The following is a 25179-nucleotide window of genomic DNA, read 5'->3' on the forward strand; positions in this document are numbered from 1 at the left end:
GCGGAGTCCGGGCGGAGTCCGGATCGGGGCGGGCCGGCGGGTCGTGGGCTGTGGGGAGTTGATGTCCGCGGACCGGGCGTGGCCCGGGCGTCTTTCGCGGGACGGGGAGGGTCCGCTCGGCCGCCGGCGGGGCGGCCGTGGGCGGGGGGTCTTGTGCCGGCGCCGGCGCAAGGGGGTCAGTTTTTGGTGTTGCCGTTGACGTGGCGCTGGATGAATTCGTGGGCGAGGTCGCCGAACTGTTCACCGAAGGCCAGGGACCTCTCGGTGGTCTCCCGGAAGTGGACGCCGCCGTCCACCCGGCTCCTGGCGCATGCCTTGTTGAATTGGGTGAAGGTGGCGAAGTGGACCGTGACGTTCTTGGCGGGGGTGATGGTCGGCTCGACCCGTGAGGTGCCGGCGGGGAAGTCGATCGTCCAGTCCAGGTCGTCGGAGCCGAAGTAGCGCCGTGCGGTTTGTGCCGCGGCGGCGCACAGCGAGGTGCTGCCCGAGGGGTATTCCGGGTGGTCGCTGGTGGGCAGGTAGCCGGCCCATTCGTGTGCCGGGAGGTCGTTGACGGTGCCCTTGCCCGGGCCGCCCCAGGCGGTCAGTTTGCTGCGGCCGTACACGTGCCTGACCGCGCTGATGGGCCGCACGGCGTCGAAGGCGGCCTTGTGGTGCCAGGCGGCGATCAGTGTGTCGAAGGTCGCCAGGATGTGCTGGAGCGACCACTGGACCCAGCCGTGCACGCCCATCTCGTTGTTCTGGTCGTGCTTGCGGGCCAGGACGAGGGAGTGGTGCCCGATGCCCCAGAGTTTGTTGTCCATGATCTCGGCGAGGGCTTTGCGTTCGTCGGTGAGGGAGGCGGATGCTTCCACGATCTCGTCCACCGCGCGTTTGTAGGCGCGGGCGTTGGTGTGGTCGCTGTAGCGGGGCGCGGCGAGCTTGAACTGGGCGGGGTGGCGGAAGATGTGGGGCTTGGTCAGCGCGATCTGCGGGGTCACGAAGTGCTGGGCGACGAAGATGCCCATGTCGCCTGGGCCGCCGCCGACGCGGCGGCCGTTGTGGGGGCCCAGCTGCGGCTGCCAGCGCGAGGGGTTGACCAGCTTGTAGGGCGAGTTGACGGGCACGTAGCCGGTGTAGTCCGCCCACGGCGCGGGGTGGTATTTGCGGCCGCCCTCGTGGCCGAGGACGTTCATGCCGTCGTTCTTCAGCGCCTCCCAGGTGGCCCTGGCCGCCGTATTGCCGATACCGACCGGGGTGGTGAGGTTCTCCGACGCGTCGTCGGGGTTCAGGCCGAGCCCGGTCATCAGCTCCCGCAGGCCGCCCGTGAACTGCGGCAGCAGGCGCTTCCAGATGCCGAGCTGGACGTAGAGGGTGGCGATGTTCAGGTTGCGGTTGGTGGCGGACTCGCTGGAGGGGCGGCGGGGGATCTGGGAGTAGATGCCGACCGCGGTCTCGTGGTAGGGCGCCAGCGCGTCGAAGGCCGCCAGCATCGCCACGCGGCTCGTCCACAGGAAGACGGTCACGTCCATCGGGCCGATGAGCGCCAGCCTGCCCTCCTGGCCGACCGGCGCTTCGGTGGGCTGGGACCACTTGACGTAGTTGTCCTTGTCGAGGTCGAAGTCGATGGCGGCCGTCTTCTCGCCGGTGGCGGCACCGGCGGTACGGGAGAAGGCCAGCATGGACAGCGCAGCCGCCGAAGCACCGCCGACCAGCAGCGGCCGGCGGCCCAGCGGGGAACGTAAGCCGGGAGTGTGTCCGGACGTCGTCATGATGATGCTCCTTGTCGGTCTCTCAAAAGGGGAAGGAAGAGGCATGGAGGTGGCATGGAGGGCGGTGCCGTGGGCCCTGTGGGCTTTCTGGGGGCCACAGGAGCGGGAGGAAGGTGAGCGCGGCGGCGGGCTGCGCTGCCGGTGCCCGCCGCCAGACACGCAGGCGGTGCCCCGCAGCGTGCGGCCGAAGAGCACCGACGAGCACCGTGTGCGCGTCGGTGAGTGAGGCCGGCGCCTGCCCGGTCTCGTCCACCGGGCGTCTGCCGGGCGCGGACGCGGGTGTGGCCGGTGGGAGCGGGCGGGCGCCGGGGGAACGGGGCGCGGGCCGGTGAGGGTGTATGGGCTGTCCGGCCGTGTCCGCGGGGCGGCGGACCGCCGGCCTGCCAGGATGCCCGGGTCCCTTGGTCCTGCGCCGGCGCGGCGGCCTGCGTGCGGGCCCCTCGCCGGCTGCCGGTGCGAGGCTGGGCAGCGAGGGTTCCGCAAGCACTACGGCCGCAAGCACTACGGCCGGCCGGCCTTTCGGGGGCATGCATGCCGTGCCTTGGCCGGGCCGTGACGGCGGCCGTGCCGGCGGCGCTGCCGGTGCCGGCCGGGCTGGCCGCACTCTCCGGCGCGTCCTTGGGGTCCAGGCCGGGCGCGGCCAACAGGTTCCGCACGCCCGGCACCTGCTGGTGCGCTCTTGCCCTGGTCACCTGGAGGGGGCAGGCGGACAGGCGGTGTTCATGGTCCGGTTGGTGGGCCCGCCGCAGGGGCGGCGGGGGATTGGGGCGGGCACGCCGGCGGCGGCCGGGTGGCAGGGCGCCACCGCGTCGCGCCACGGAACAAGGACGGCGTGGGCCCTGCAGAGGATGACGGTCCTGTCCAGGGGGCCGGCGATCTGCGCCAGGGCCCGTCCCCTGGGTGTCCTGGTCCTCTGCGCCGGGCCGGGTCCCTGCGGTGTGGCTGCCGGCGCCGGGACCGAAGCCGGTCTGGGGCGGCTTGTCGCCCTGTTGGGCGGCGGCCGTTTCGCCGGTCCCCAGGCTCAGCGCCGCGGCGCCGCCGGCGTCCCCGGGCAGAGGCGACCTGTGCGGTGGTGAAAAGGCTGATACGGGAGCGGGTCTTCGTCCGGATGCCGCCATGGTGCGCCTCCTTTCTTTGAGGAGCTGGATTTCCACCACGTGATGAGGAAACGCGTGCTGACCGGATGGCGGGGTCGCTGTGGCCGGTGTCCTGGCAGGGGCGCCCGTGAAGGATGCGGTCGCAGGCTCCTTTTGGCCTCAGCGGGCTTGAGCTTGTCAGGTACGGGCTTGAGGATGTCTTGGATAACGCTCACATTCCGTTGTCCCCGGTCAGGCGTGCCCGCGATGCTCGTTCAGGGGCGAATTGCCGCCTGCACTTTTCGAACTCGCGCCACGGGCCGGCCCGTCGGCCGGCTGACGCCGGAAACGCGCACCGCCGGCGATCCCGCAGCCAATTCAGTGCTTCCGTGCCAGGGTGTGTCACGATTTCCTGGCCGTGCTGTCCTGGAGACGGAAGATGACACCACGTGTGCCGACAATCCACCCTCGCAGGTGGACACCAATCGGTCAGGCCTTAGGGCGCGAAAACGTCGCACCGGCCGGTCGGGCTGTTTCCTCGATGGCCGTATGCATCTCTTTTCTCAATGCCTTCGGGCATCAAGCACTCCCAGCAGTCGATATCGATCATTCGTTCTAAGGAACCTCGTGTCCGTGACCCTATCAGCCGCCGCTCGAAAGTCACTCGGCATGCATTAGGGAAGGAATCTTCTCGGCATGCCGGCTGCCCGGCGCCTGAATTGCCGGGGTGGCGAAATTCGGGGGTGCCGTGCCCGTGCGGCTGGTCGCAGGTAAAAATAAATGTCAGACCGGCGTCGGTGATTCGCGTACCGGTAGTCCGGGGTTCGGGGTTCAGGTGGGGCGCCGGTTCGGGGTGGATTCGTGGGTGCGCTGCCGGATGGTGAGGCCGGTCATTGCGATGTGGAGGACGGCTTCACAGCGGTGGGGGCGGGTGGCGCGGGCGGGGCGGCGGTGGTGCAGGAGCCGGCCGGCAGTTGCGCTCGCCCTCCGGCGCCGGGGGATCACCGTGAACCCTGTGGCGCCGATCGCGTGGAACGCACCTGGACACCGGTGCCCAGACGGGCGCCGTGGCCGGTGGCTTCGGTGCGATGGCCGGTGCCGGCCCGCGCCTTGGTCACGCGCCTGTGGTGGCGGTCTGTGGGAGCGGGCGGATGCCGCCGGTGGTGTCGCGGACGCCGGCGGCGCTCACCCGGACGGCCGGCAGCAGGCCAGGGTGTCGGCGCCGAGGCGGCGCCCTCGGCCTCCTGTCTTCTGGCCGGCGTCGGTGCCCGGGCCGGCTGCGGGGACGCTGGCGGAGGTCTTGATGCTCCGCGCGTCCACCACGCAGGCGCTCGGCCCGGGGGGGTGCGGCCCCCGGCCTCGCGCACCGACCGGCGCAGGAGGCCGTCGGGTCGGTCGAAGATGCCTTCCTTGTGCCAGGCGGCGACGTGGCCGCAGAGGCGTTTCCCGCCGTGCGAAGCCGGGCGCCGGCACCCGCACGCCGCTCACGTGCGGGGTCCGTTTCCGCGGACGCGCCTGCGCGGGCTCGTACAGGACAGGACAGGACAGGACAGGGCAGGCCGGGCCGGGAGCCGGGTCCGGGTCCGTTTCGTGCTCCCGCCGCGGCCGTCGGATCGAGGACTGCCGCGCGGCGCCGGCCGCTGTGTGGGGCCTGCGGCCCGGCGTGCCTCTTTTGCCGGCGGGGCGGGACTGTGGTGCCGTCTGCCGGGGGGAGGGGAGGGGAGGGGAGGGGAGGGGAGGGGAGGGGAGGGGAGGGGAGGGGAGGGCGGGCCGGCGGGTGGCGGGGTGCTGGGTCCGTCTGCCTGGGGGCGGGGCGGGGTTGGGTGCCGTCCCCGGCGCAGGCGGTGGCGCGGGTGGTGTCATGGGTGGTGTTGCGCGTCCGCGTCCGGGTCCGGGTCCGGGTCCGGTGGTGGCGGGCCGGGCCGGCGGGGTGAGTGTTCCGGGCGTGTGGCCGGTGGGGGGCCGGCGGGTGGGGGTGGGGGTGTCAATGCCTTGCAAAGAACCGTCCAACCGGTATATTTCTTTTCGTTCGTGTGCATGGGTGAGCTGGGCAGCTCAACTCCCTGTGGGGGGTGCGGAGTTGTTCTGGACGGGGGCGGCCGCTTAAGTCTTCGTGCGCCGCGGCTGCTGTTTCCTTGGCTTGTGTGCTGGTCCGTGACTGGGGGAGGTCGTAGATGGTGCGGGGGATGCGGGCGCAGGTGGTGATCGTCGGCGGGGGGCCGGTGGGCATGGTCCTTGCGTGTGAGCTGGCGGGGTACGGGGTGCGGACGGTGGTGGTGGAGTCGCAGCGCGGGGTGTCGCGGTGGCCGAAGGCGACGACGTTGCATGCCCGTACGGTGCAGTGTCTGGTGCGGCGGGGTTATCTCGCCGGGCTGGTGAGCGCGGACCAGGGCGGCGGCGCGGACCAGGGCGGCGGTTCGGCGCGGGTGAGCAGTGCGTTTCATTTCGCGGGGATTGCGGGGCTGGCCATTTCGGCGCCGGCCGCGGAGCCGGAGCCGATCTTGAAGTGTGCGCAGGAGGAGCTGGAGCGCCATTTCGAGCAGCGGGCGCGGGCCGCCGGTGCGCGGATCCTGCGCGGGTACCGGGTGACGGGGGTGCGGCAGGGGCCGGGTGGGGTGCGGGTCACGGCCGCGGGGCCGCGCGGGCGGGTGATCTGCACGGGCGGGTATCTGGTGGGGGCGGACGGGGCGCGCAGTCTGGTGCGGGAGCAGGCGGGTTTCGCCTCCCGGACGTACCCGGCCACCGTGTCGGCGATGGCGGGCGATGTCCGTGTTCAGGGGGCGGGGGTTCTGGGGGCGGGGTGGCATCGCACGCCGCGCGGCTGGATCGTCGCCAAGGACGTGGCGTCGGGTGTGGTGCGTCTGCGGACGCTGAACTGTGAGGGCGCGGACCTTGAGCGGCGTGTGCCGCTCACTGTGGAGGAGCTGCGCCGGGAGGTGGGCTGGATCGCGGGCCGGGACATCGCGATGGGGGAGGCGAGGTGGCTGAGCCGGTTCAGTGACTTCTCCCGGCTGGCGGCGTCGTATCGCAGGGGGCGGGTCCTGCTGGCGGGGGATGCGGCGCATGTGCACTTCCCGATCGGCGGGCAGGGGCTGAGCACCGGTCTGCTGGACGCGGTCAATCTCGGCTGGAAGCTCGCGCTCACGGTGCGCGGCAGTGCGGGCGCAGGGCTGCTGGACACCTATGACGCCGAGCGCCGGCCCGCTGCCCGGCGGGTCATCGACTCCGCGCGGGCCCAGCTCGCCCTGATGCGGCCGGGGCCCGAACTGGATCCGCTGCGGGAGCTGTTCGGGGAGCTGCTGGCCGGCCAGGGGGAGAGCGGTGTGCTGGCGTCGATGGTCAGTGCGCAGGACACGGTGCTGCCGGGGCGCGGCGCGCAGGGCCCGCCGTGGGAGGGAAGGTTTCTGCACAATGTGGGGCTGGTGACCCGTCAGGGTCCGGCCGATGTCATCGGTCTGCTGGGCGGGGGGCGGCCGCTGCTGCTGCTCTTCGGTGAGCGGGGCGCCGGCCGGTATGCGGAGCAGGCCCGGGGGTGGGCCTCCCTGCTGCGGGTGGTGCATTGCGAGCCGGTGCCCCAGCTGTCGTGTGATGCGCTGCTGGTGCGGCCCGACGGCTATATCGCCTGGGCGTCGGGGGCGGGCGGGCCGGCCGCCGCCCTGACGGCGTACTTCGGTGCGGGGGCGGGGGCCGGGGGTGTGCTCGCCGGGGCGGTCAGCTGACCGGTGCCGGCTGCGGCCGGGGGCGCAGGGCCTCCAGTTCGGCCTGTACCGCAGCCCCCCTGCTCTCGGTGAGGTCGACGGCGGCGAGCACGGAGGGGACCACCACGCTGGGCAGCAGGTGCCGCAGCAGGGCGGCGACCCTGCGTGGCAGGTCCTGGTAGTTGTGCAGGGCCTGGGACATGGCCTGGACGCCGGCGAAGGCGCCCACCGCGACGTCGGCGGTCTCGGCCGGGATGACGTGGGGCATCAGTTCGCCCTGGGCCTGGGCCTTTTCCAGCAGTTCGATCCCGATGTCGCTCCAGCGCCTGAAGGGCCCGCTGCGGTCCAGGCCCTGGGCCTGCTGGTCGAGGGCGAGGCGTACGCCGGCCCGGACCATGGGGTCGGTCTGCAGGAGGTAGGCGTGCAGGACCATGGTGTCCACGAACTGCTGTACCTTGCAGGCGCGGTCGGGGATCGGCAGCCGCTGGTCCTGCTCGTGCAGGACGCCCTCGGCGAGGTGTTCCTTCGAGGGGAAGTGGAAGTACAGGGCTCCCTTGGTCACGCCGGCGGTGGCGAGGATCTCGCTGATGGTCGCGGCCTGGTAGCCGTGTTCCTCGAAGGCCTTGGCCGCCGCCGAGAGGATCACCTGCCGGGTCCGGATCGCCCGGTCCTGTTTCACCACGTTCGGCCTCCTTTGTTCGGTGAGCCCCGGAGGCCCAGAAAAAACCGCACAGTTTGTATCTTACAGCCGGTTGGGGGTTCTCGTACCCCCTCCAGCCGTACGGCATTCAATGAGGTGCTCAAAACCGTCGCGGCAGGAAGGCCAAGAGCGTTGAGTGGATCATGGTGTGCCGGGGGGCTGTCCCCCGGCCGGACGGGGGAGGGGCCGCGGTGATCCTGGTGACGGGCGGCACGGGGACGGTGGGGCGTCAAGTGGTGGGGCGGCTTCCGGCCGACCTGCCGGTGCGCATCATGGCCAGGGATCCCGCCAGGGTCACGGGGGCGGCGGCGACGGCGGAGACGGTCGCCGGGGACTACGGGGATCCGCGCTCGCTCGCCCGGGCTCTTGCGGGTGTACGGGCGGCGTTTCTTGTCACCACCCGCGTGGGCGGCGATGACGACGCCCGTTTCCTGCGCGCTGCCGAAATGGCCGGAGTGCAGCGGGTGGTGAAGCTCTCCGCGGCGGCCGTCCTGGACGGGCAGGCGGGTGATCTCATCACCCGGTGGCAGCGTGCCGGCGAGGAACGGCTGTGCGCCTCCGGCCTGGAGTGGACCCTGCTGCGTCCGCGCGCGTTCATGTCCAACTGCCTGTCCTGGGCGGCGTCCGTCCGCGCGGAGGGCACCGTCCGGGCGCTGTACGGGCAGTCGGCCCACGCCTGTGTGGATCCCGCGGACGTCGCGGAGGTGGCGGTGCGGGCGCTGGTGGAGGAGGGGCACGCCCAGCGCGCCTACACCCTGACCGGGCCGCAGGCGCTCACCGCGGCCGAGCAGGCGCGGCAGCTGGGCGAGCTGCTCGGTGTCGCGCTGAGGTTCGAGGAGCTCAGCCCCGGCCAGGCACGCGCCGCGCTGGCCGGGCGCTATCCGGCGCCGGTGGTCGAGGCGCTGCTTCAGAGCGCCGGGCGGCTCAGGGCGGGGGCCAAGGCCGGGGTGCAGGACACGGTCCGGCGGGTGACGGGCCGTGAGGCGGGCACCTTCCGTGCCTGGGCCCAGGCACATCTCGCGGCGTTCGGGCCGCTGCCCGCCTGAGCAGGCACGCGGGCACCGCGCCGCAGGCCCGCGGCCCGCAGCCGCGGGCCCGCGGCGCGCAGAACCCGCCCTCCGGCGGCGCGCAGAACCCGCGGGCCTGCGGCGCGCAGAACCCGCCCTCCGGCCGCGCGCAGAACCCGCCCTCCGGCGCGCAGAACCGTGCCGTCCGGCGGCGCGTAGAACCCGCCCTACGGCGCGCAGCCAGCCGTCCGGCGTGCCCGGGCCCGGCGGCGTGCCGGGCCCGGGCACGGGCGGCGGGTGTCTTAGGCGGGCAGCGGCGCCATGGTCACCGTGGACCGGAAGACGGCCGCCTCGTCCTGGTGGGCGGTCACGAGCACGGACTCCTCGCGGCCCGGGCCGGCCGCGGGCAGGCGGCGCGCTTCGATCACGCACGGTGTGTCCAGTTCGACGTACCGGTGGAATTCACTGGTGACGGCGAGTGGCAGGGAGGCATGTCCCAGGGTGGCGGCCGCGGCCTGGCGGGCGGCTTCGAAGAGCATCATGCCGGGCACGTGGTCGACCATGTGGTCGAAGAGCACCGGGTGGCGGGTGTCCACCCGCAGCTGCCAGCGGTTCGGCGTGCCGGTGGGGGACAGGACCACGTCGGTCGGCGACATGCGCCCGACGGTCTGCGGGGGCACCGGGGCCGTCAGCGCCATCACCGGGGGCCGGGTGCCGTCGGGGACGCGGGCGGCGCGCAGCCGCTGGTAGACCCGGGGGGTGATGCAGGTGTGCGCGCCGCCGCCGGTGGCGGCGAGGTGGCCGTCGCGGTAGATGTCCACCTCGATCCTGAATCCCTGCACCGTGCCGCCGCGCTGTTTGATGTCGCGGCACCTGACGTCGAGTTCGAGCGAGGCGGGTGCCGCGGCGACGCGCAGGTGCCGGGGGCGGACGGCCACGCTGAGATCGCTCACCAGGAAGTGGTGGCCGAGGGGGACCCCGTACTCGGTGTGCGCCAGGAGAATGCCGGCCTGGCGGATCGTTTCGGCAGCGATCAGCGGGTCGTGGCAGCCGTCCACGTTGACGAAGAAGCTGTGTCCGCGGGGCCACTGGGCCGCGAGGCGGAAGCGGTCCTCGCCTGCGCGCGCCCAGTCCGTCAGCATGACCTCGGCGACGCTCGCGCGGTGGACGAATTCCTTGGGGACCGTGGTGGTCAGGGACCGGTAGGGGAGGGCGCCGGCCCCGGTGGCAGTGGTGTCGTTCTCGGTGTGTGCCGCGCCGCGTATCGCGCGGTTCCTGTGGAACGTGCTCGCAGACATGATTCCCCCTGAGCCGCTTTGGCTTGAATGTCAGTGGCGGAGCCTCTCAGGACAGCGAAGATACATACCACCCGGTTTAATTTCTAGAAGGAACGCGGCACTCCGCCCGGTGCGATATGGAACGGTCCATTCCCACATGTGGAGCCGATCATCGGCGGCCTCGGGACCCGCCCGCAACGCGCAGGTCGTCCGCGCACGCCGGGCCGTGTGACGGCTGTGGTGTGCCGGTGCGGTGAGAGGGGCGGCCCGCCCGGTACCTCAAGTGAGCTCAAAGCCATTCTTGAGCGGTCTGTCCGACCGTGTCCTTGAGGCCCGAGGCGAAGGGGGAGCGGTCGGATGGACGGGAGGGAAGTCCTGATCAGGGTGGAGCGGGGCCGGCCCGACGAGGCGGAACTGGCCGCCGTGGTCGCGGTGCTGCTCGCGCTGCGGGCGGGTGCCGGGCAGGAGCCCGGGCAGCCGCCGGCGGCCGCCATGCGGTGGTGGCGCACGCCGGACGCCTATGCGGCGCCGGACGGCTGGCGCTGACGGCCGGTGGTGATCTCCTCCACGTGTTCACCGGATCCAAAATAGAAACCGCGCATGCGGTTTGTTATTATGCTGTCACGATCCGGGACGGGGCCTGACGGTCTTGTCCCAGGAAGGCACCTGACATGGCGATGACGACTGCCCCGGCCCCCGTCGGACCGGGGCCCACCGATCTGCGCGGGCGCGTGGCGGAACTGCACAGCATCCGTGAGCAGGCGCTGGCCGGGCCGAGCGAGAAGGCGAGCGCGGCGCAGCACGCCCGGGGCAAGCTGACCGCGAGGGAGCGCATCGAGCTGCTGCTGGACGAGGGTTCGTTCCGGGAGGTCGAGCAGCTGCGCCGGCACCGGGCGACCGGCTTCGGGCTGGAGCTGAAAAAGCCGTACACGGACGGTGTGGTCACCGGCTGGGGGACGGTGGAGGGCCGCACGGTCTTCGTCTACGCCCACGACTTCCGCATCTTCGGCGGCGCGCTGGGCGAGGCGCATGCCGAGAAGATCCACAAGATCATGGACATGGCCCTGGCCACCGGGGCGCCGCTGGTGTCGCTGAACGACGGCGCCGGCGCCCGCATCCAGGAGGGCGTCAGCGCGCTTGCCGGCTACGGCGGCATCTTCCAGCGCAACACCCGGGCCTCGGGGGTGATCCCGCAGATCTCGGTGATGCTGGGCCCGTGCGCGGGCGGCGCGGCCTACAGCCCGGCGCTGACCGACTTCGTGTTCATGGTCCGCGAGACCAGCCAGATGTTCATCACCGGCCCGGACGTGGTCAAGGCGGTCACCGGCGAGGAGATCACCCACAACGGCCTGGGCGGCGCGGACGTGCACGCCGAGACTTCCGGCGTGGCCCACTTCGCCTACGACGACGAGGAGACCTGTCTGGCGGAGGTGCGCTACCTGCTGTCGATGCTCCCGCAGAACAACCGTCAGGCCCCGCCGAAGGCGCCCGGCGGCGACCGGGCCGAGCGGCGCTCGGACGTGCTGCTGGACCTGGTGCCCGCCGACGGCAACCGGCCCTACGACATGGCCAAGGTGATCGAGGAGATCGTCGACGACGGTGAGTACCTCGAGGTCCACGAGCGCTGGGCCCGCAACATCATCTGCGCGCTGGCCCGGCTGGACGGCCAGGTCGTCGGCATCGTCGCCAACCAGCCGCAGAGCCTGGCCGGGGTGCTGGACATCGAGGCGTCGGAGAAGGCCGCACGCTTCGTCCAGATGTGCGACGCCTTCAACATCCCGCTCCTCACCCTGCTGGACGTCCCCGGATTTTTGCCCGGCGTCGGCCAGGAGCACGGCGGGATCATCCGGCACGGCGCGAAGCTGCTGTACGCCTACTGCAACGCGACCGTGCCGCGGATCTCGCTGATCCTGCGCAAGGCCTACGGCGGCGCGTACATCGTCATGGACTCGGCGTCCACCGGCGCCGACCTGACCTATGCCTGGCCGACGAACGAGATCGCCGTGATGGGCGCCGAGGGCGCCGCGAACGTCATCTTCCGCCGCCAGATCGCCGAGGCGGAGGACCCCGAGGCCATGCGGCACAAGATGGTCAAGGAGTACAAGGCCGAGCTGATGCACCCCTACTACGCGGCCGAGCGCGGGCTGGTCGACGACGTCATCGACCCGGCCGCCACCCGCGAGGTCCTGATCCGCTCCCTGGCCATGCTCCGCAGCAAGCACGCCGACCTGCCCTCCCGCAAGCACGGCAATCCCCCGCAGTAGCACTACGCCCACGGGACGTGGGACGCCGGTGCGGTGCCGGCTTTCGGCCTCCCGCCTTCTGTAGGAGACAGCACATGGTCAAACAGGAGCGAGCGGCCCGCACCCGGCACGCGCTGATCCAGGCCGCGGCCGCGGTGTTCGCCGAGGAGGGCTTTGTCGCCGCGTCGCTGAGCGCCATCAGCAGCCGGGCCGGTGTCAGCAACGGAGCGCTGCACTTCCACTTCGCCAGCAAGAACCGGCTCGCCGAAGCGGTCCGGGCCGAGGCCGCCGAGGCCGTCGGGCGGATCACCGAGGCGGCGCGGGCCCGCCACGGCGACTCCCTGCAGACGGTGGTGGACGCCACGCACGCTCTGATGGACAGCCTCGCCCGCGACATCGTGGTCCGCGCCGGCTTCGAACTCGCCGGCGACGTCGCGCGCCGGGGCGGGCCCTCCCTGCGCAGGCAGTGGCAGCGCTGGGTCGAGGACAGCCTTGGGCGGGCCGAGCGCAGCGGCGCTCTGGCGCCCGCCGTGTCCGCCGCGGACGGGGCCCGCGTCATCGTCGCCGCGACCGCGGGCTTCGAGATCCTCGGCGGCGAGGACGCCTCCTGGCTCTCCCGCCGCAGCGTCACCCGCTTGTGGGAGGTTCTCCTGCCGCTGCTCGCCGGCCGGCAGGCCAGGGACCAGCTGGTGTGCGCGGGCTCGAACCTGCTGAACGCCGTCCCCGCGCAGGAGCAGTCCGCGCAGGTGAACCCCCAAAATTTGCATACCAAGAGGTTTGTTTAATGCCCGGATCCCGGTCACGCCCTCCCTGCTTTCCCTTGAGAAGCCCTCGAGGATGCCCCGCGAACACCTTGAGTCCCGCCGGAGATCAAGCGTTTGCCCTGCTCAATGAGTGCATGACCTCGACTCGGGACCAAAGAGATACAGGACGCGCGGTTTGGTATTGACATACCGCGCGTGCTGTTTTTACCCTGGGTGAGGAGCCGGAGTGGCCTCCGCTGGCGGCCACGGAATGACCGGAGCTCGTGCATAAGACAGGGGAGATCGCGTGGACATCAAGGTACTCGGGGCACTGGCCGTCACGGAGAACGGCGTCTCCATAACGCCGACGGCTCCCAAGCCGCGCCAGGTTCTGGCCCTGCTGGCGCTGCACGCCGACCGGGTGGTGCCCGTGGCCGCCCTGATCGAGGAGCTCTGGGGCGTCACCCCGCCGCGCAGCGCCCGCACCACCTTGCAGACGTACGTCCTGCAGCTGCGCGAACTCATCGCCGTGGCCCTGGACCAGGACGAGCGCGGCGGTGCGCACGGACCCGGCGCACCGCGCACCGCCAAGGAGGTGCTGGTGACGATGCCCGGCGGCTATCTGCTGGCCAGCGGCGGCGGCCCCAGCGATGTCCGCCTGTTCGAGCGGCTCGCGGGCACGGGATACCGGGCCATGGACGCGGGTGACTTCCCCGGCGCCGCGCGCCAGCTGCGCGAAGCGCTCGCGCTGTGGTCCGGCACCGCCTTCGCGGACGTCCAGGTCGGGGAGCAGCTGGAGACGGAGATCAAGCGCCTCGAGGAGAGCCGGCTGTGCGCTCTCGACCAGCGCATCGAGGCCGACCTGCGGCTGGGGCGCCACCGTGAACTGCTGGCCGAGCTGACGGTCTTGGTGAACCGTTACCGCACCCACGAGAGCCTGCACGGCCAGTTCATGCTCGCGCTGTACCGCTCGGGGCGGCGCGGAGAGGCCCTGGAGGCCTATCAGCGGCTGCGGGTCACGCTCGTCCGCGACCTCGGCCTGGAGCCGTCCGCGGCGCTGCAGCGCCTGCAGCGGTCCGTCCTCACCGCCAGCCCCGAGCCGGCGGCAGCCGGCGCGGCCAAGGAGCGGCTCGTCGCGACGAGTTGAGTGAGGGCCCGTTCCCGGACGCCTGCGTGCTGCGGGGGAGCCCCGGTCCGCCGGCGCCCCGGACAGCGGCAGGCACCCGCCCTTAAGACCGCTGAGCTCTCCCTGCTCTCCCTGCCGCCCGGCCCGCGGGGGTCCGCCGCCGCCCCTGGCGCAACGGCCTGAACACGCCGGCCGCCGCACAGGATCCGGCAGTGGCCCGGAAGCTGCGGCCCGCACGGACCGTACGCCGGCTCTCACCCCGTGGCCGCCACCGTCTTCGCCGTCATGGTCCTGACCGCCCACAAGGACACCGCAGCCCGGCCCGCCCGACCCGCCGGGGGCCGCCTCGCCGCCGGCAAACGTCCCGGAGCGCCGAAGCCAGGACGCGCGCCGCGCCCGGCGTGCGCCGCCCTGCCCGTGCCGTGGCCGGGCGCCCCGCACCCGGGCCGCTGAGCACACCTGCGGGCCGTCACCGGCGGCGCCGAAACCGCGCGCTCTTCCCCTGACGCGTGCGCACCGGTGACACCCCTCCCCACGGGACATGCCCGCCAGACGGAATTTCGAGTTCCGCACATTCGGTTTCTCTGCAGTAAAAACTCCATGGGAAGGGCGGCCGGGAAGAGCATCCCGTGATACGCCGGACGCAATTGTGCGGATCCAGGTGTTCCGCTGAAACCTCCTCGAGCTCTGGTCGAAGAAAGGAGGGTGTGGCGCGATGTTGGCTAGTGTGCTGACGGTGACGGAATTCAGCCATGAGAGGAACTCGGCGAGCTACGGAGGAAAGCAGTGAAGATTCAGGTTCTGGGTCCGTTGAGTGCCGAGGTCAATGGGGGATCGATTGTCCCGACGGCCGGAAAGCCGCGGCAGATTCTTTCCCTGCTGGCCCTCTACCCCGGACGGGTGATGCCCGTTCCCATGCTCATGGAGGAAATCTGGGGAACCGAGCCGCCGCAGAGCGCGCTCACCACGCTGCAGACCTACATCCTCCAGCTGCGCCGGCGCCTGGGCACCGCGATGGGGCCCGACGCCCCCGGCACGGCCAAGGAAGTGCTCGCCACCCGCCACGGCGGCTATCTGCTGCAGATACCGCCCGAGAGCGTCGACGTGCACGAGTACGAACGCATGGTCACCGAAGGCAGGTCAGCCTTCGAGACCGGGGACGACGCGACCTCGGCTGCCCGTTTCCGTAAGGCGCTGGAGCTGTGGCGCGGGCCCGCGCTGGTCGACGTACGGGTCGGACCGATCCTCGCCATCGAGGTCATGCGCCTGGAGGAGAGCCGGCTCGGCACCGTCGAGCGGCGCATCGACGCCGACCTGCGGCTCGGCCGGCACGCCGAACTCATCGCGGAACTCGCCGAGCTGACGGCGCGCTACCCGCAGCACGAAGGGCTGCACTCGCAGGCCATGGTGGCCATGTACCGGTCGGGGCGGCAGGCCTCGGCCCTCGCCGTCTACCGGCAACTGCGCAACCGGCTGATCGACGAGCTGGGTGTCGAGCCCTCGCCGCAGGTGCAGCGCCTGCACCAGGCCATGCTGGCCGTCGACCCGCGACTGGATGTCGTCGCCGGAGAGCGGCGCAGCTCGACCTTCGACCTGTATGCCGCCTGAGGCCGGCCGGAGCGGGGGCCTGCGCCGTACTCAGCGCCTAGGAGTGATCCCGGAGTCAGAGGCCTGGCGGCCCGAGCACGGTGGGATCTGCGAGGAGGCCGGGCGTGCCTGCCCGGGCAGCGGCGAACGGCCGCAGCCCGGGCACCCGGTCTGACGCCCCGTACCGCCCGGCCGTGGTGGTGGGCGCACCGTCCATGTCCCGAGCCGGCGCGGCCCTTTGCCGCCGGGACGGTGGGCCACCCGCAGGGCGGCAGACGCGTGCGCGAGGCGGTGCACCGCAGGTTTCGGACGGGGCGCGGGCGCACTCGGACGGCTGCACCGGGTGACGGCCCTCGCGTGCCGGGACACCTGGGGGGATCCGTGCGCACCGCCGTCCCGATGACCTGCCGAGGTTTTCCGGGCTCATTCACTTGGTGGCCGGGTGGGCCAGTCGAAGCCGGCGAGCCGTAACAAGACGCTGCTGCGCGGAAGGTGCCGGCCGATCCCGGTGTCCAGGGACATGCGCGATCTGTGGTCACGAGGCGTTCGTTCCAGATGCTCGTTGGGCGTTCCACCGACACCGAGTCCCGTCTCCACCGTGGAAGGGCCGGTGAGCTACGCGTTCATGCGTGATCCTGGCGTGCTTCCCCCTGCTGAAGCGGACTACCCGACGGGTACGGGCTCCGGCGGCCGCACAAAACCAGGCTCCCGTCGGAATCGAGGGTCTCTCACGTCGCCTGGCACCGGAGGTCTTCGCGCCCGCTCGCCTTCGCGCGGGCCTCAGCCCGCTCTCCAGGGATGCTTGAGGCCCTCCGGCGATTCTCGAACCGCACCCCTGCGCCCCAGGGGGGAGGCCAAGGAGGATGCCATGTCGGACGAACAGCCCGTGCGACTGCACTGTTTCGCACACTCCGCAGGGGGTGTCTCCGTCTTCGACGGCTGGGCCGAGAGCACCGGACCCGGGGTGGAGGTGAGGGCGGTCTCCCTGCCGGGGGAGCAACGGCGGCGATCCGAACCCCGGGTGACCACGCATGAGGCGCTGCTCGCCGATCTGCTGCCCCCGTTCACCGGCCCGCGCTGCGGCCCGTACGTGCTGTACGGGCACGGTCTGGGCGCCCTGGTTGCCCTCACCGTGACGCGCGCCCTGCACGAGGCGGGGGTGCCCGGCCCCGCGCTCCTTGCCGTCAGTGCCTGCCCGCCGCCCCACACGCCCTCCGCGCTGCCGGATGTCCGCGGGGCGACGGACGCCGACGTGCTGCACCTGTTGGGCGGCCAGGGCGCCGTGCCGCCCGGCAGCGACGAAGGGATCGTGCTGCGGGCCATGCTGCCGGTGCTCCGCGCCGACCTGGAGCTCGCCAAGGCCCTGGAAGAGGCGGCCCGCACACCCTCTTCCACGGGCCCGCTCACCACACCGGTCCTCGTCGTCTCCTCGCAGGCGAACCCGCTCGCGCCGCCCACGATCACCGACGGCTGGTGGCAGTGGACCCAGGGGCCCGTCCGCTCGCGCACCGTCCCCGGGCGTCACTTCTTCGTACGCGGCGGCCGTGAACTGCCGCGGCTGCTGGGCCGGGCCTGCCGCGTCGCCGGCCGCCTCGCCCGCCAGCGCGTGCCCGTCGGCTGAACCCGCGCCGCGGTCACCCGGTGCGGGCCAGGGGCGCCTGCGACCCCCCTGCATCACCGTGCGAGGCACGTCAGCCGGCGGATACGGGGGCAGCGCTTCACCCCCTCGTGCATCAGCGGTGTCGTCCGGCCGTCTGAAAATTCTGTTTGCGTCCCCGTCGGCGTAAGGCAAGGAGAGGTGTTCAGATGTCTGCTGAGCTCGCGGACAAGACCGCGCACACGGTGCACGTGTCCGCACCCGCCGGTGTGGTCTACGCGCTGATTACCGACGCGGCGAAGTGGCCGCTGTATTTCTCCCCGGTCATCCATGTGGAGCAGCTGGAGTTCGACGGCGAACGGGGGTGGCTGAGGATGTGGTCCCTCATGAACGGCCAGCTGAAATCCTGGACCTCGTGGCGGCACCTGGACCCGGTGGAGCGCCGCGTGGAATTCCGGCAGGAACTGCCCGCGTCGCCGTTCAACTCGCTGGGCGGCACCTTGAACGTGCGTTCCCAAGGCCCGCACCGCAGCGAGCTGGAGCTGCGGTACGACTTCAGCGTCACCGGGGACCGGCCCGACGACGTGGCGTGGGCGCAGCGCGCCACCGGCGCGAACAGCCGCGCCCAGCTCGCCGACGTGAAGGCCTTCGCCGAGCGGTGGACGCGCCTGGACGAACTGGTCCTGTCCTTCGAGGACTCGGTGCGCATCCACGGCCCGGCCGAACTGGTCTACGACTTTCTCTACCGGGCCGAGGCCTGGCCCCAGCTGGTCCCGCACGTCACCCGGGTCGACCTGACCGAGGACGCGCCCGGAGTGCAGCGCATGCAAGTGAAGACGCTGACCGAGTCCGGTGCGCACAGCGCCGACTCGGTGCGGATCTGCTTCCCGCACGCGGGCCGCATCATCTACAAGGAGACCGCGGCCTCCCCCCTGCTGAAGGCACACACCGGCGAATGGTCCGTCGTCCCGGACGAGACGGGGGTGACCGTCCTCGCGCAGCACAGCGTCGTGCTGCGCGAGGAGAACATCGCCGCCGTGCTGGGCGAGGACGCGGGCCTGGCACACGCCCGCTGGCATGTGCGCCAGGCGCTCGGCCAGAACTGCCTGGCCCTGCTGACCCTGGCCAAGCAGCATGCGGAAAGCGCCGTCCGCATGCTGTGACGGCGACGAGGGGCGGGCGGCCGCGCCCCAAAGCAGCCCTGCGAACGGCGACGACCGCGATGTGCTGCGGGAATACTTGGAATGCAGTCGAGCCGCGGCGGAAAGAAAGCAGTGCCTCCTCGGCTACCCCGTACCGTGGCTTTTTGCCCGGACACGGCGAGGAGCTGCAATGTTCAATGACATAGGCGCGCTTGAGCTGGTGATGCTCGCGATTCTTGCCGTGCTCATCTTCGGCCCGGACAAGCTGCCGAAGGTAATCCAGGACGCGGCCAGGATCATCCGGAAGGTCCGTGCCTTCTCGGACCAGGCCCAGCAGGACATCCGCGAGGAACTCGGCCCCGAGTTCAAGGACGTCACCTTCGAGGACCTGAATCCCAAAACGTTCATCCGCAAGCAGCTGGGCAGCGACGAACTGGGGCTAAAGGAGATCCGCAACAGCTTCGACCTGCGCAAAGAAGCGGCAGACGTCGCCGACGCGGTGAACGGCCCCGAGAGCGAGCCGGCCCGCAGGCCCAGGCCCCCCTCACCGTAGCCGCCCCCTGAACGTCCACGTCCCCTGCCCCGGCCCTCGTGAGGCAACGCCCGACGGGCCGGGGCAGGCGTCGGCCCGCCCCCGCCCCGGCGGGTGGGTGCACCGGCCCTGCCGGCTGGGGCACCGCTCGGCCCCCGCTGCACACCCGCTTGGGAAAACGGACGCCGGGGCGGTGCGGCAACTAGCGTGCTGAACCCGACCGTTGTGGACGTCAGGCAGGCCAGGAGGCCGTCATGAGGCAGAGGCAGTACGGCCCGGCCCACGTATACGCCGCCTGGCGCCGCCCGCGCCGCATCCACCCCTGCCACCCCGCCTCGGGCCTGCGCGTGACCTTCCACAGTGCCGCCGCCCCGGGCACGGCGGGCACGGCGGCCGGGCCGTTCTAGGAGCCTGCCTGCCCGTTCAGCGCCCGCAGAAAGGAGAGAAGGGTACCCGGCCCCGCGACGGACCGCACACCCCGGCCACCATGACTGTTCACCGTTGCCCCCACGCGCCGATCTCCGTGCTCGTCGACCCCGGCCCCGCCCCGCAGGCGAGCCGGTGGGACCTCGAGCTGCGCGGGCCGCTCGACCGTGCCGCCCTGGACCACATCCTGGGCGAACTCATCGCCGACGGCCGGGAGCGGCCCGTGCCGCGGCACCAGCTGCTGCGGCACGGCCCCGACCACCACACGCTGCGGTTGTGGGCGGCGGAGGCAGGGCCCGCCGCCCTCGTCTCGGGCCGCATCGCCGACCGGCTCACCGAGCCGCCGCCCGCCGCCGACCACCCGCTGACCACCGCCCAGCGCGCCCTCCTCGCATCCGGCGGGGCGCACCGTTATGAGACGGTGCTGCTCGAAACGGACGCCGCACCGGACGCGGGCGCGCTGCGCGAGGCCCTGGGCGCCGTCCTGGCCGCCCACCCTCAGCTGCGCTCCCGCCTCGCCGCGGACGGCTGGCTCACCACCCGGGCCGGCAACGGGCCGGCCGGCCGGCCGGATCCGCTGGTGGAGAGGGAGTTCACCGACGAGGCCGGCTTCGGTGCGGCGGTGGACTTCACCGGCCGCACCCTCGACGTGCGCGCCGGCCTCCAGCTGCGGGCGCTGCTCGCCCGGGACCGCCGTCCGGCCGGACCGCGCGCCGACCGGCTTGCCCTGGTCGTGCATGAGCTCGCCGTGGACGCCGCGTCCTGGCCCGTCCTGCTCGACGACCTGAGCGCCGCCCTCGACGCGGCCGGCGCCGGACGTCCGGCGCGGCCCCGGCGCCGGCCCGGCCACCTGGCCGACTGGGTCGGCGAACTGCGGGAGCTGGCCCATGACCCCGCCGAGGCGCGGCACTGGAGCCTGGTCGCCGGGCGCAGGCTGCGGACGGGCGACTCCCACCGGCCCGCCCCGCCCGCCCCGCCCGCCCAGTCCGCCCCGCCGGCCGGGCCGGGCGCCGGGCCCGGCCAGGTCCGCCACACCGGGTTCGTCCTGGACCAGGACCGCACCGAGCGGATCGTCCAGGTCCTGGCCCGGCGGCTCGCGCTGACCCCCGCACAGGTGCTGACCGGCGTGTTCGCGCTCGCCCTGGCCCGCTGGCAGGGATCCGACGAGGTCAGCTTCGACCTGCGCGGCGACCCCCGCAGCGGCCGGCCCGGCCTGCGCGAGCACGTGGGCCGGCTCGCCGACCCCTACCCGGTCCATCTCACACCGGACCCCGGCCTCGACGCCCTTGGCCAGCTCACCGCGCTGGCCGGCCCCCTGGCCGACTGCGCGGGCGGCGCCCCCGGCGGCGCCGGCTTCGGAGCCTGCCGCGAGTGGGGCCCCGATCCGCTGCTGCGGCGCCGGCTGCGTGAACTGCCGCCCGCCCCCACGTGTCTGAGCGTGCCCGGCCCCGGCGAACTGCTGCCCGGCTTCGCCCGGCCCGCGCACGGCAGCACACCGGGCCGGCCCGCACACCCCATCGAGGTCCGCGCCCAGGTCGCCCACGGCCGGCTGCACATCACTCTCGACTGGGCCACCGCCCCGGCGCACGGCGTCACCGACACGACGGTGGCCGCCCTCAAGGACCTGCTGCGAGAACTGCTGGGAGAGCTCGCCGACGCGCCCGCCGCCCCGGCTCCGCTCGTCCTGCGGGCCACCCCCCAGCAGTCGGCGCTGTACACCGGCGGCGCGGGACGGCCCGGCACCGGACGCCATGTCGAACAGCTCGTATGGCTCTGGCACGGCCCGCTCGACGCCGCCCGCTTCGCCGCGGCCTGGCAGTCGGTGTTCGACTGCGAGACGGTGCTGCGCACCGCGTTCACCGGCGGCGGCGAACCGCTGCTCGTGGTGCACGACCGGGTCGTGCCCGAGATCACCCGCCGGGCCGTCAGCGACGACGACTGGCACCCCTTCCTCGAGCGGGACCGGCTGCGCGGTTTCGACCTGCACTGCCCCGCACTGCTGCGCCTGACCCTGCTGGACGCGCAGCACACCCCGCCCGACACCACCCCCGCCCCCACCCGGATCCTGGTCAGCTACCACCGGGCCCTGCTCGACACCTGGAGCGCGCACCTGTTGCTGCGCGAGTTCTACCGCGCCTACCTCGCCGGCGGCACCCTGCCCGGCGGTGAGCGCCGCCCCGACCTGCGCGACTACACGGCCTGGGTCGCGGCCCAGAACCCGGAGCCCGCCCGCGGGTTCTGGGCGCGCAGCGCACCCCCCGACGGCGCGGCCTCACGGCCCGGCCGGCCCGCCGCCACCGGCCTGACCGGCGCCGGCCGTGCCCGGCTGCGCCTGGACCCCGCCGACACCGCCCGCCTCGCCCGCTGGGCCGGCACCTGGGGCACCGCCGAGAGCAGCGTGCTGCAGGCCGTCTGGGCCATGCTGATCTACTGGGCCTCCGGCGCCACCCAAGCGGCCCCCGTCTGTTTCGCGGTGACCGTGTCGGGGCGCGGCATACCGCTGGACGGCGCGGCCCGGATACCGGGGCCGCTGCGCAACCCGCTGCCCATGACCGTCGAGGTGGACCCGGCGGGCCCGGTGCCGCACCTGCTGCAACAACTGCGCGACCGCGCCCTGGAGATGTCCGCATACGAATGGGTACCCGCCGACTGGATCCGCGCCTGGAGCCACAGCAGCGCCCACGCCGACACCGTCATCGCCTTCGAGGACCCGCCCCATCCGGTGCAGGGCCTGGAGACCGAACTCGCCGCCCACGGCCTGGGGGCCGAGTTCCCGGGCATCCTGCCCGCCCACTCCGTACTCCCCGTCGGGCTGCTGGCCCACCACGACAGCGCGGGCGGCCTGGTCCTCACGGAGGTCCACGACCGGGCCCAGCTCGGGGAGGAGGCGGCCGGCGAACTGCTGGCGCACAGCGTCCTGCTGCTGCGGGAACTTCCCCTGTGGGCAGACGAGTCCACCACCGTCGACGAAGCCCTGCAGCTCCTCGAGTCCAGCACCGCCCCCCTCATGGCCGACGCCCTCCACGACGGCCAGGACACCCCCTGGATCACCCTGCGCGCGGCGCGCCAGGACCAGGCGGGAACGATCTGCCTGATACCGCCGCCGGGCGCCCCCCTCACCTGCTACGACCTGCTGGCCCACGCCTATGAGGGCCCCCAGGAACTGCTGGTGCTCCCCGCCGACGCCGGCCCGGGCGGCGCACCGGGCGCCCTCACCGCGCTCGGCCAGGGCCCCTTTCTGCTGCTCGGCGGATTCTCCGGAGCCGGTGCCCGCGCCTGTGACATCGCCCGGCGCATCGCGGCGGACGGCCACCGCCCGCCGCGGGTGGTACTCGCCGGTGCGACGGCAGACGAGTGGGAGCGGGCCCGCGAACTGGCCGCAGCCCTGAACGCCGCCACCGGCTGGCCCTTGGACGCCGACGGCGCGTAGCGCACCCCGCAGGAGGGCCGGGCCCGAGCACCGCGTGCCCTGCCGCCGCGGCATGCGGGGCAGCCGCACCCGCGGTGCGCCCGGTGGCCGGCGAGGCGGTGCCCGCCCGCCGTTTCCCCACCGTTCCTCGAGCGTTTCTCGTGCGACGTTGTGCAGGGTGGCTGATGCATGGGCGGCCCCGTCGGGAGTCTTAGGCACTGCCCCGCAGGTACGGCCCACCGCTGCCCCACAGGTGCGGCCCTCGGGGCCCACGCGGCCGCGGCGTACGCCCGGTGTGCGCCCCGCCGCCGGGCCCCAGGAGCAGGCCTGCTGCGCCGGCGTCACGGCCGAGGGCCCTACAGGCCCGGCCGCTGCCCCACGTGAGCCGGCCGGACAGGAGGATCAGATGTACGACACCGAAGAGGAGGGCAGCAGGATGCCCAACGAGCGCAGGGATCTTTCCCTGCCGCACGTGCCGCCGCTCCTGCTGGCCGGAATCGACGAGGACGACACCTGGGAGCCCCACGTCGTGCGCGGCATCGACTGACGTGCCGGGACGGCTCGCGCGGCGCGGCCCGCTGCTGCGGCCCGGGCATCCTCGACCGATGTGCGAGTGGACCTTGACAGCCTGCAAAGACAGCCGCGAGCGAAGGTACAGGGAGCGGTCATGAAACGGTTGTTGCGTCGCGGCCGGCAGGCGGTGGTGGACCATTGCCTGCGCCCGCTGTGGCGATCCCTGGTGACCTTCGGGGCCATGTACGCCAGCATCGAGGCCTATCACGCGGCGGGCGAATACTCTTTTGCCGCGTACACGCAGGATCCCTTCGCGCACGCCCGGCACGGGCCGCCGCCCGCCCACCCCGAGCGCGTGCGCGCGGACCTGCCGCTCTCTGCGACGGAGCGGCAGCTCGCCCGTGAGCTGTGGCCGGCGTACCCCGCCGAAGGGCGTGTCCCCGACGGCAGTTGACCGCCGCCGGGGCCGGCCGGTCAGACGGTGGTGATGACCTCGCCGATGTCCAGCCGCGGGGAGCGCGGCAACCAGGCGTCCGGGCCCGGCTTGCCGATGTTGACGATCATCAGCGGGCTGTGGTCGTCGTCCAGGAAGTCCTTTTGGACGCCGGCGAAGTCGAAACCGGTCATCGGGCCGGCGGCCAGGCCGGCGGCGCGGACGCCCATGATGAAGTACGCGGCCTGCAGGGCGCCGTTGACCAGGGCGGACCGCTCGCGGACCGGGCGCTCGGCGTAGAGCAGGTCCTTGACCTGCGGCAGGCGGGGGAGCAGCTTGGGCAGTTCCTCGTGGAACTCGTTGTCCACGGCCAGGACCGCGACCAGCGGGGCGGTGGCGGTCTTCGCGCGGTTGGCCTTGGCCATGTGCTCCACCAGGCGGCCGCGGGCCTCGGCGGAGCGGACCAGGGTGATGCGCAGCGGGGTCTGGTTGTAGGCGGTCGGACCGTACTTGACCAGGTCGTAGATCGCCTGGATCTGCTGCTCGGTCACCGGCTCGTCGGTGAACGTGTTCGCGGTCCGGGCCTCGCGGAACAGGAGGTTCTGGGCGGTGGTGTCAAGGACAAGCGACATGGCTGCAACCTTCGTGTCAGGGGCGGTGGACCGGCTTGCGCGCACGGCGCACAGCACGCTTCGACTCTCCAGGCGGCCAAAGCGGCCTTCACGCGCTTCGTGCCCGTGAGGTCTGCGTGCTCGGGCGGGCCGCCGTCTTCGCCCGGCCGCGAAGACCGCGGGACGCAGCACGGCGAACCCGGCGGTACAGGTCGTGACAGGTCGTGGCAGGGCGGCCGGGGCGGACGGCGTGACCCCCGGGGCCGCCCGGGCCCCGGGGCCGCCTGGCTCGTCTGCGCGCTGGGAGCTGCTCGGCACCGCTGCGGCCCGTCAGGTGACGTCGCCGTGAGCGGTCAGCCGCCGCCCCTGGTCCGGGCCGGCCTGCGCGGTGACGTGCGGTGCGGCACCGACCGGCTCGGCCGCGCCCACGTCCTGCGGGCCCGGGCCGAGGGGGGACGCTTCGTCGTCGCCGAGGCCGGCGTCGGGGTCGCTGCGGGCGCGGCGTCTGTCGTTGAGCAGGCAGATGACCAGCGCGATGACGCACAGGAGCGCGATCGGGGCGGCCAGCGACAGCATGGTCAGCGGGTCACCGGTCGGCGTGGCGAACGCGGAGAACAGGGCGATGCCCATGAGCATGCCGCGCCACCAGCCGGCCAGCCGCTTCCCGGTCAGCGCTCCGGTGATGTTGAGCAGCACGAGCAGCAGCGGCAGCTCGAAGGCGAGCCCGAAGACGATCACCATGCGGGTGATCAGGTCGAGGTAGTCGTCGACCGGGAGGAGATTCTTGGTGTCCTGGGGGGTGAAGCCCAAAAGGACGGTCGCGGTCTGCGGAAGAATCACGTAGGCGAGCACGGCACCGCCGAGGAACAACGGCACACCGGCGCCGACGAAGGTCAGCGCGTACGTCCTCTCGCGGGTGTGCAGGCCGGGAGCCAGGAAGGCCCACAGCTGGTACAGCCAGATCGGCGATGCCAGGACCACGCCGGACATGAGCGAGACCTTGAGCGCGATCGAGAAGGGCGCGATGAGGCCGTTGATCGTCATGTCGGCGCACGGCTCGCCGTTCGCCTGCCGCAGCGAGCCGTCCACACAGCCCACGGAGTCAAGGATCGGCCTCAGCAGGAAGTCGATCAGTTCCTGGTAGAAGACAGCGGCGACGACCGTGACGACCAGGACCGCCAGGAGGGACGTCAGCAGCCGGTTGCGCAGCTCACGCAGGTGCTCCGCGAGAGGCATCCGCCCCCCGGCGTTCTTCTGCTTGCGGGCAGTGGTGAGCACCCCGCGTTCCTCACTCTCGTGCGGCGGCCG

19 protein-coding genes and 1 pseudogene are annotated in these 25179 nt (G+C 72.7%); 15 read left to right on the plus strand and 5 right to left on the minus strand.

Going from position 1 to position 25179, the window contains the following annotated elements; translation table 11 throughout:
• Window positions 1–176: 176 nt before the first annotated feature.
• On the minus strand, window positions 177–1751 hold the full coding sequence (locus OG828_RS48030) for a DUF6851 domain-containing protein (RefSeq protein ID WP_328349296.1): 1575 nt from the start codon (window positions 1749–1751) through the stop codon (window positions 177–179).
• Between the two features lie 3250 nt (window positions 1752–5001).
• Here OG828_RS48030 and OG828_RS48035 point away from each other — a divergent pair.
• On the plus strand, window positions 5002–6546 hold the full coding sequence (locus OG828_RS48035; RefSeq protein WP_328499790.1) for an FAD-dependent monooxygenase: 1545 nt from the start codon (window positions 5002–5004) through the stop codon (window positions 6544–6546).
• Here OG828_RS48035 and OG828_RS48040 read toward each other — a convergent pair.
• Window positions 6539–7207: a ScbR family autoregulator-binding transcription factor gene (locus tag OG828_RS48040; RefSeq protein WP_328349293.1), complete on the minus strand. Its 669-nt coding sequence runs from the start codon at window positions 7205–7207 to the stop codon at window positions 6539–6541. The two genes, OG828_RS48035 and OG828_RS48040, sit on opposite strands and share 8 nt — an antisense overlap.
• Window positions 7208–7416: 209 nt before the next feature.
• Between OG828_RS48040 and OG828_RS48045 the strand changes: the two genes are divergently transcribed.
• Window positions 7417–8271, plus strand: coding sequence for an NAD(P)H-binding protein (locus OG828_RS48045; RefSeq protein ID WP_328499789.1), 855 nt, complete (start codon window positions 7417–7419; stop codon window positions 8269–8271).
• 263 nt (window positions 8272–8534) lie between these two features.
• On the opposite strand, the gene OG828_RS48050 is transcribed toward OG828_RS48045, so the two are convergent.
• On the minus strand, window positions 8535–9530 hold the full coding sequence (locus OG828_RS48050) for a ScbA/BarX family gamma-butyrolactone biosynthesis protein (RefSeq protein WP_328499788.1): 996 nt from the start codon (window positions 9528–9530) through the stop codon (window positions 8535–8537).
• Between the two features lie 336 nt (window positions 9531–9866).
• Here OG828_RS48050 and OG828_RS48055 point away from each other — a divergent pair, with 336 nt between their 5' ends.
• The 13 genes and pseudogenes from OG828_RS48055 to OG828_RS48115 all read left to right on the plus strand — a co-directional run bounded on the left by OG828_RS48055 (window position 9867) and on the right by OG828_RS48115 (window position 23281).
• Window positions 9867–10055, plus strand: a complete 189-nt coding sequence (locus OG828_RS48055) for an acyl-CoA carboxylase epsilon subunit (RefSeq protein WP_328349290.1) — start codon at window positions 9867–9869, stop codon at window positions 10053–10055.
• A 125-nt stretch (window positions 10056–10180) separates the two neighbouring features.
• A complete protein-coding gene (locus tag OG828_RS48060) occupies window positions 10181–11773 on the plus strand; it encodes an acyl-CoA carboxylase subunit beta (protein ID WP_328499787.1) in 1593 nt (530 codons plus the stop codon).
• A gap of 74 nt (window positions 11774–11847) precedes the next feature.
• The gene (locus tag OG828_RS48065) at window positions 11848–12537 is read left to right on the plus strand and encodes a ScbR family autoregulator-binding transcription factor (protein ID WP_328349288.1); all 690 of its coding nucleotides are present in this window, start codon (window positions 11848–11850) and stop codon (window positions 12535–12537) included.
• 265 nt (window positions 12538–12802) lie between these two features.
• Window positions 12803–13642 (plus strand): AfsR/SARP family transcriptional regulator, encoded by an 840-nt coding sequence (locus OG828_RS48070; protein ID WP_328436321.1) that lies wholly within the window; start codon window positions 12803–12805, stop codon window positions 13640–13642.
• A gap of 240 nt (window positions 13643–13882) precedes the next feature.
• Window positions 13883–14074, plus strand: a complete 192-nt coding sequence (locus OG828_RS48075) for a hypothetical protein (protein WP_328499786.1) — start codon at window positions 13883–13885, stop codon at window positions 14072–14074.
• A gap of 333 nt (window positions 14075–14407) precedes the next feature.
• A complete protein-coding gene (locus tag OG828_RS48080; RefSeq protein ID WP_328349286.1) occupies window positions 14408–15229 on the plus strand; it encodes an AfsR/SARP family transcriptional regulator in 822 nt (273 codons plus the stop codon).
• An 847-nt stretch (window positions 15230–16076) separates the two neighbouring features.
• Complete coding sequence (locus OG828_RS48085; protein WP_328499785.1) at window positions 16077–16829, plus strand: thioesterase II family protein; 753 nt, start codon at window positions 16077–16079, stop codon at window positions 16827–16829.
• Window positions 16830–17014: 185 nt separating this feature from the next.
• A complete protein-coding gene (locus OG828_RS48090; RefSeq protein ID WP_328436319.1) occupies window positions 17015–17968 on the plus strand; it encodes an aromatase/cyclase in 954 nt (317 codons plus the stop codon).
• A 169-nt stretch (window positions 17969–18137) separates the two neighbouring features.
• Window positions 18138–18467, plus strand: a pseudogene (locus tag OG828_RS48095) (sec-independent translocase); the annotation flags it as partial.
• 266 nt (window positions 18468–18733) lie between these two features.
• Complete coding sequence (locus tag OG828_RS48100) at window positions 18734–18886, plus strand: hypothetical protein (protein ID WP_328499784.1); 153 nt, start codon at window positions 18734–18736, stop codon at window positions 18884–18886.
• Between the two features lie 80 nt (window positions 18887–18966).
• Complete coding sequence (locus tag OG828_RS48105; RefSeq protein ID WP_328504765.1) at window positions 18967–22335, plus strand: condensation domain-containing protein; 3369 nt, start codon at window positions 18967–18969, stop codon at window positions 22333–22335.
• Between the two features lie 385 nt (window positions 22336–22720).
• Window positions 22721–22861, plus strand: a complete 141-nt coding sequence (locus OG828_RS48110; protein WP_328349281.1) for a hypothetical protein — start codon at window positions 22721–22723, stop codon at window positions 22859–22861.
• 120 nt (window positions 22862–22981) lie between these two features.
• Complete coding sequence (locus OG828_RS48115) at window positions 22982–23281, plus strand: DUF6059 family protein (protein ID WP_328349280.1); 300 nt, start codon at window positions 22982–22984, stop codon at window positions 23279–23281.
• A 20-nt stretch (window positions 23282–23301) separates the two neighbouring features.
• Here the strand turns inward: OG828_RS48115 and OG828_RS48120 are convergent, their stop codons facing one another.
• Window positions 23302–23892, minus strand: a complete 591-nt coding sequence (locus OG828_RS48120; RefSeq protein WP_328349279.1) for a malonic semialdehyde reductase — start codon at window positions 23890–23892, stop codon at window positions 23302–23304.
• Window positions 23893–24201: 309 nt separating this feature from the next.
• Window positions 24202–25149 (minus strand): twin-arginine translocase subunit TatC, encoded by a 948-nt coding sequence (gene tatC / locus OG828_RS48125; RefSeq protein WP_328499781.1) that lies wholly within the window; start codon window positions 25147–25149, stop codon window positions 24202–24204.
• Window positions 25150–25179 lie beyond the last annotated feature (30 nt).

This window comes from Streptomyces sp. NBC_00457 (assembly GCF_036014015.1).
Taxonomy (GTDB): Bacteria; Actinomycetota; Actinomycetes; order Streptomycetales; family Streptomycetaceae; genus Streptomyces.

Coding starts and splice junctions, on each gene's coding strand:
- OG828_RS48115 (WP_328349280.1), top strand. CDS start 22,982: ATGAAACGGTTGTTGCGTCGCGGCCGGCAGGCGGTGGTGGACCATTGC.
- OG828_RS48090 (WP_328436319.1), top strand. CDS start 17,015: ATGTCTGCTGAGCTCGCGGACAAGACCGCGCACACGGTGCACGTGTCC.
- OG828_RS48030 (WP_328349296.1), bottom strand. CDS start 1,751: ATGACGACGTCCGGACACACTCCCGGCTTACGTTCCCCGCTGGGCCGC.
- OG828_RS48065 (WP_328349288.1), top strand. CDS start 11,848: ATGGTCAAACAGGAGCGAGCGGCCCGCACCCGGCACGCGCTGATCCAG.
- OG828_RS48100 (WP_328499784.1), top strand. CDS start 18,734: ATGAGGCAGAGGCAGTACGGCCCGGCCCACGTATACGCCGCCTGGCGC.
- OG828_RS48120 (WP_328349279.1), bottom strand. CDS start 23,892: ATGTCGCTTGTCCTTGACACCACCGCCCAGAACCTCCTGTTCCGCGAG.
- OG828_RS48055 (WP_328349290.1), top strand. CDS start 9,867: ATGGACGGGAGGGAAGTCCTGATCAGGGTGGAGCGGGGCCGGCCCGAC.
- OG828_RS48085 (WP_328499785.1), top strand. CDS start 16,077: ATGTCGGACGAACAGCCCGTGCGACTGCACTGTTTCGCACACTCCGCA.
- OG828_RS48060 (WP_328499787.1), top strand. CDS start 10,181: ATGGCGATGACGACTGCCCCGGCCCCCGTCGGACCGGGGCCCACCGAT.
- OG828_RS48110 (WP_328349281.1), top strand. CDS start 22,721: ATGTACGACACCGAAGAGGAGGGCAGCAGGATGCCCAACGAGCGCAGG.
- OG828_RS48105 (WP_328504765.1), top strand. CDS start 18,967: ATGACTGTTCACCGTTGCCCCCACGCGCCGATCTCCGTGCTCGTCGAC.
- OG828_RS48035 (WP_328499790.1), top strand. CDS start 5,002: ATGGTGCGGGGGATGCGGGCGCAGGTGGTGATCGTCGGCGGGGGGCCG.
- OG828_RS48050 (WP_328499788.1), bottom strand. CDS start 9,530: ATGTCTGCGAGCACGTTCCACAGGAACCGCGCGATACGCGGCGCGGCA.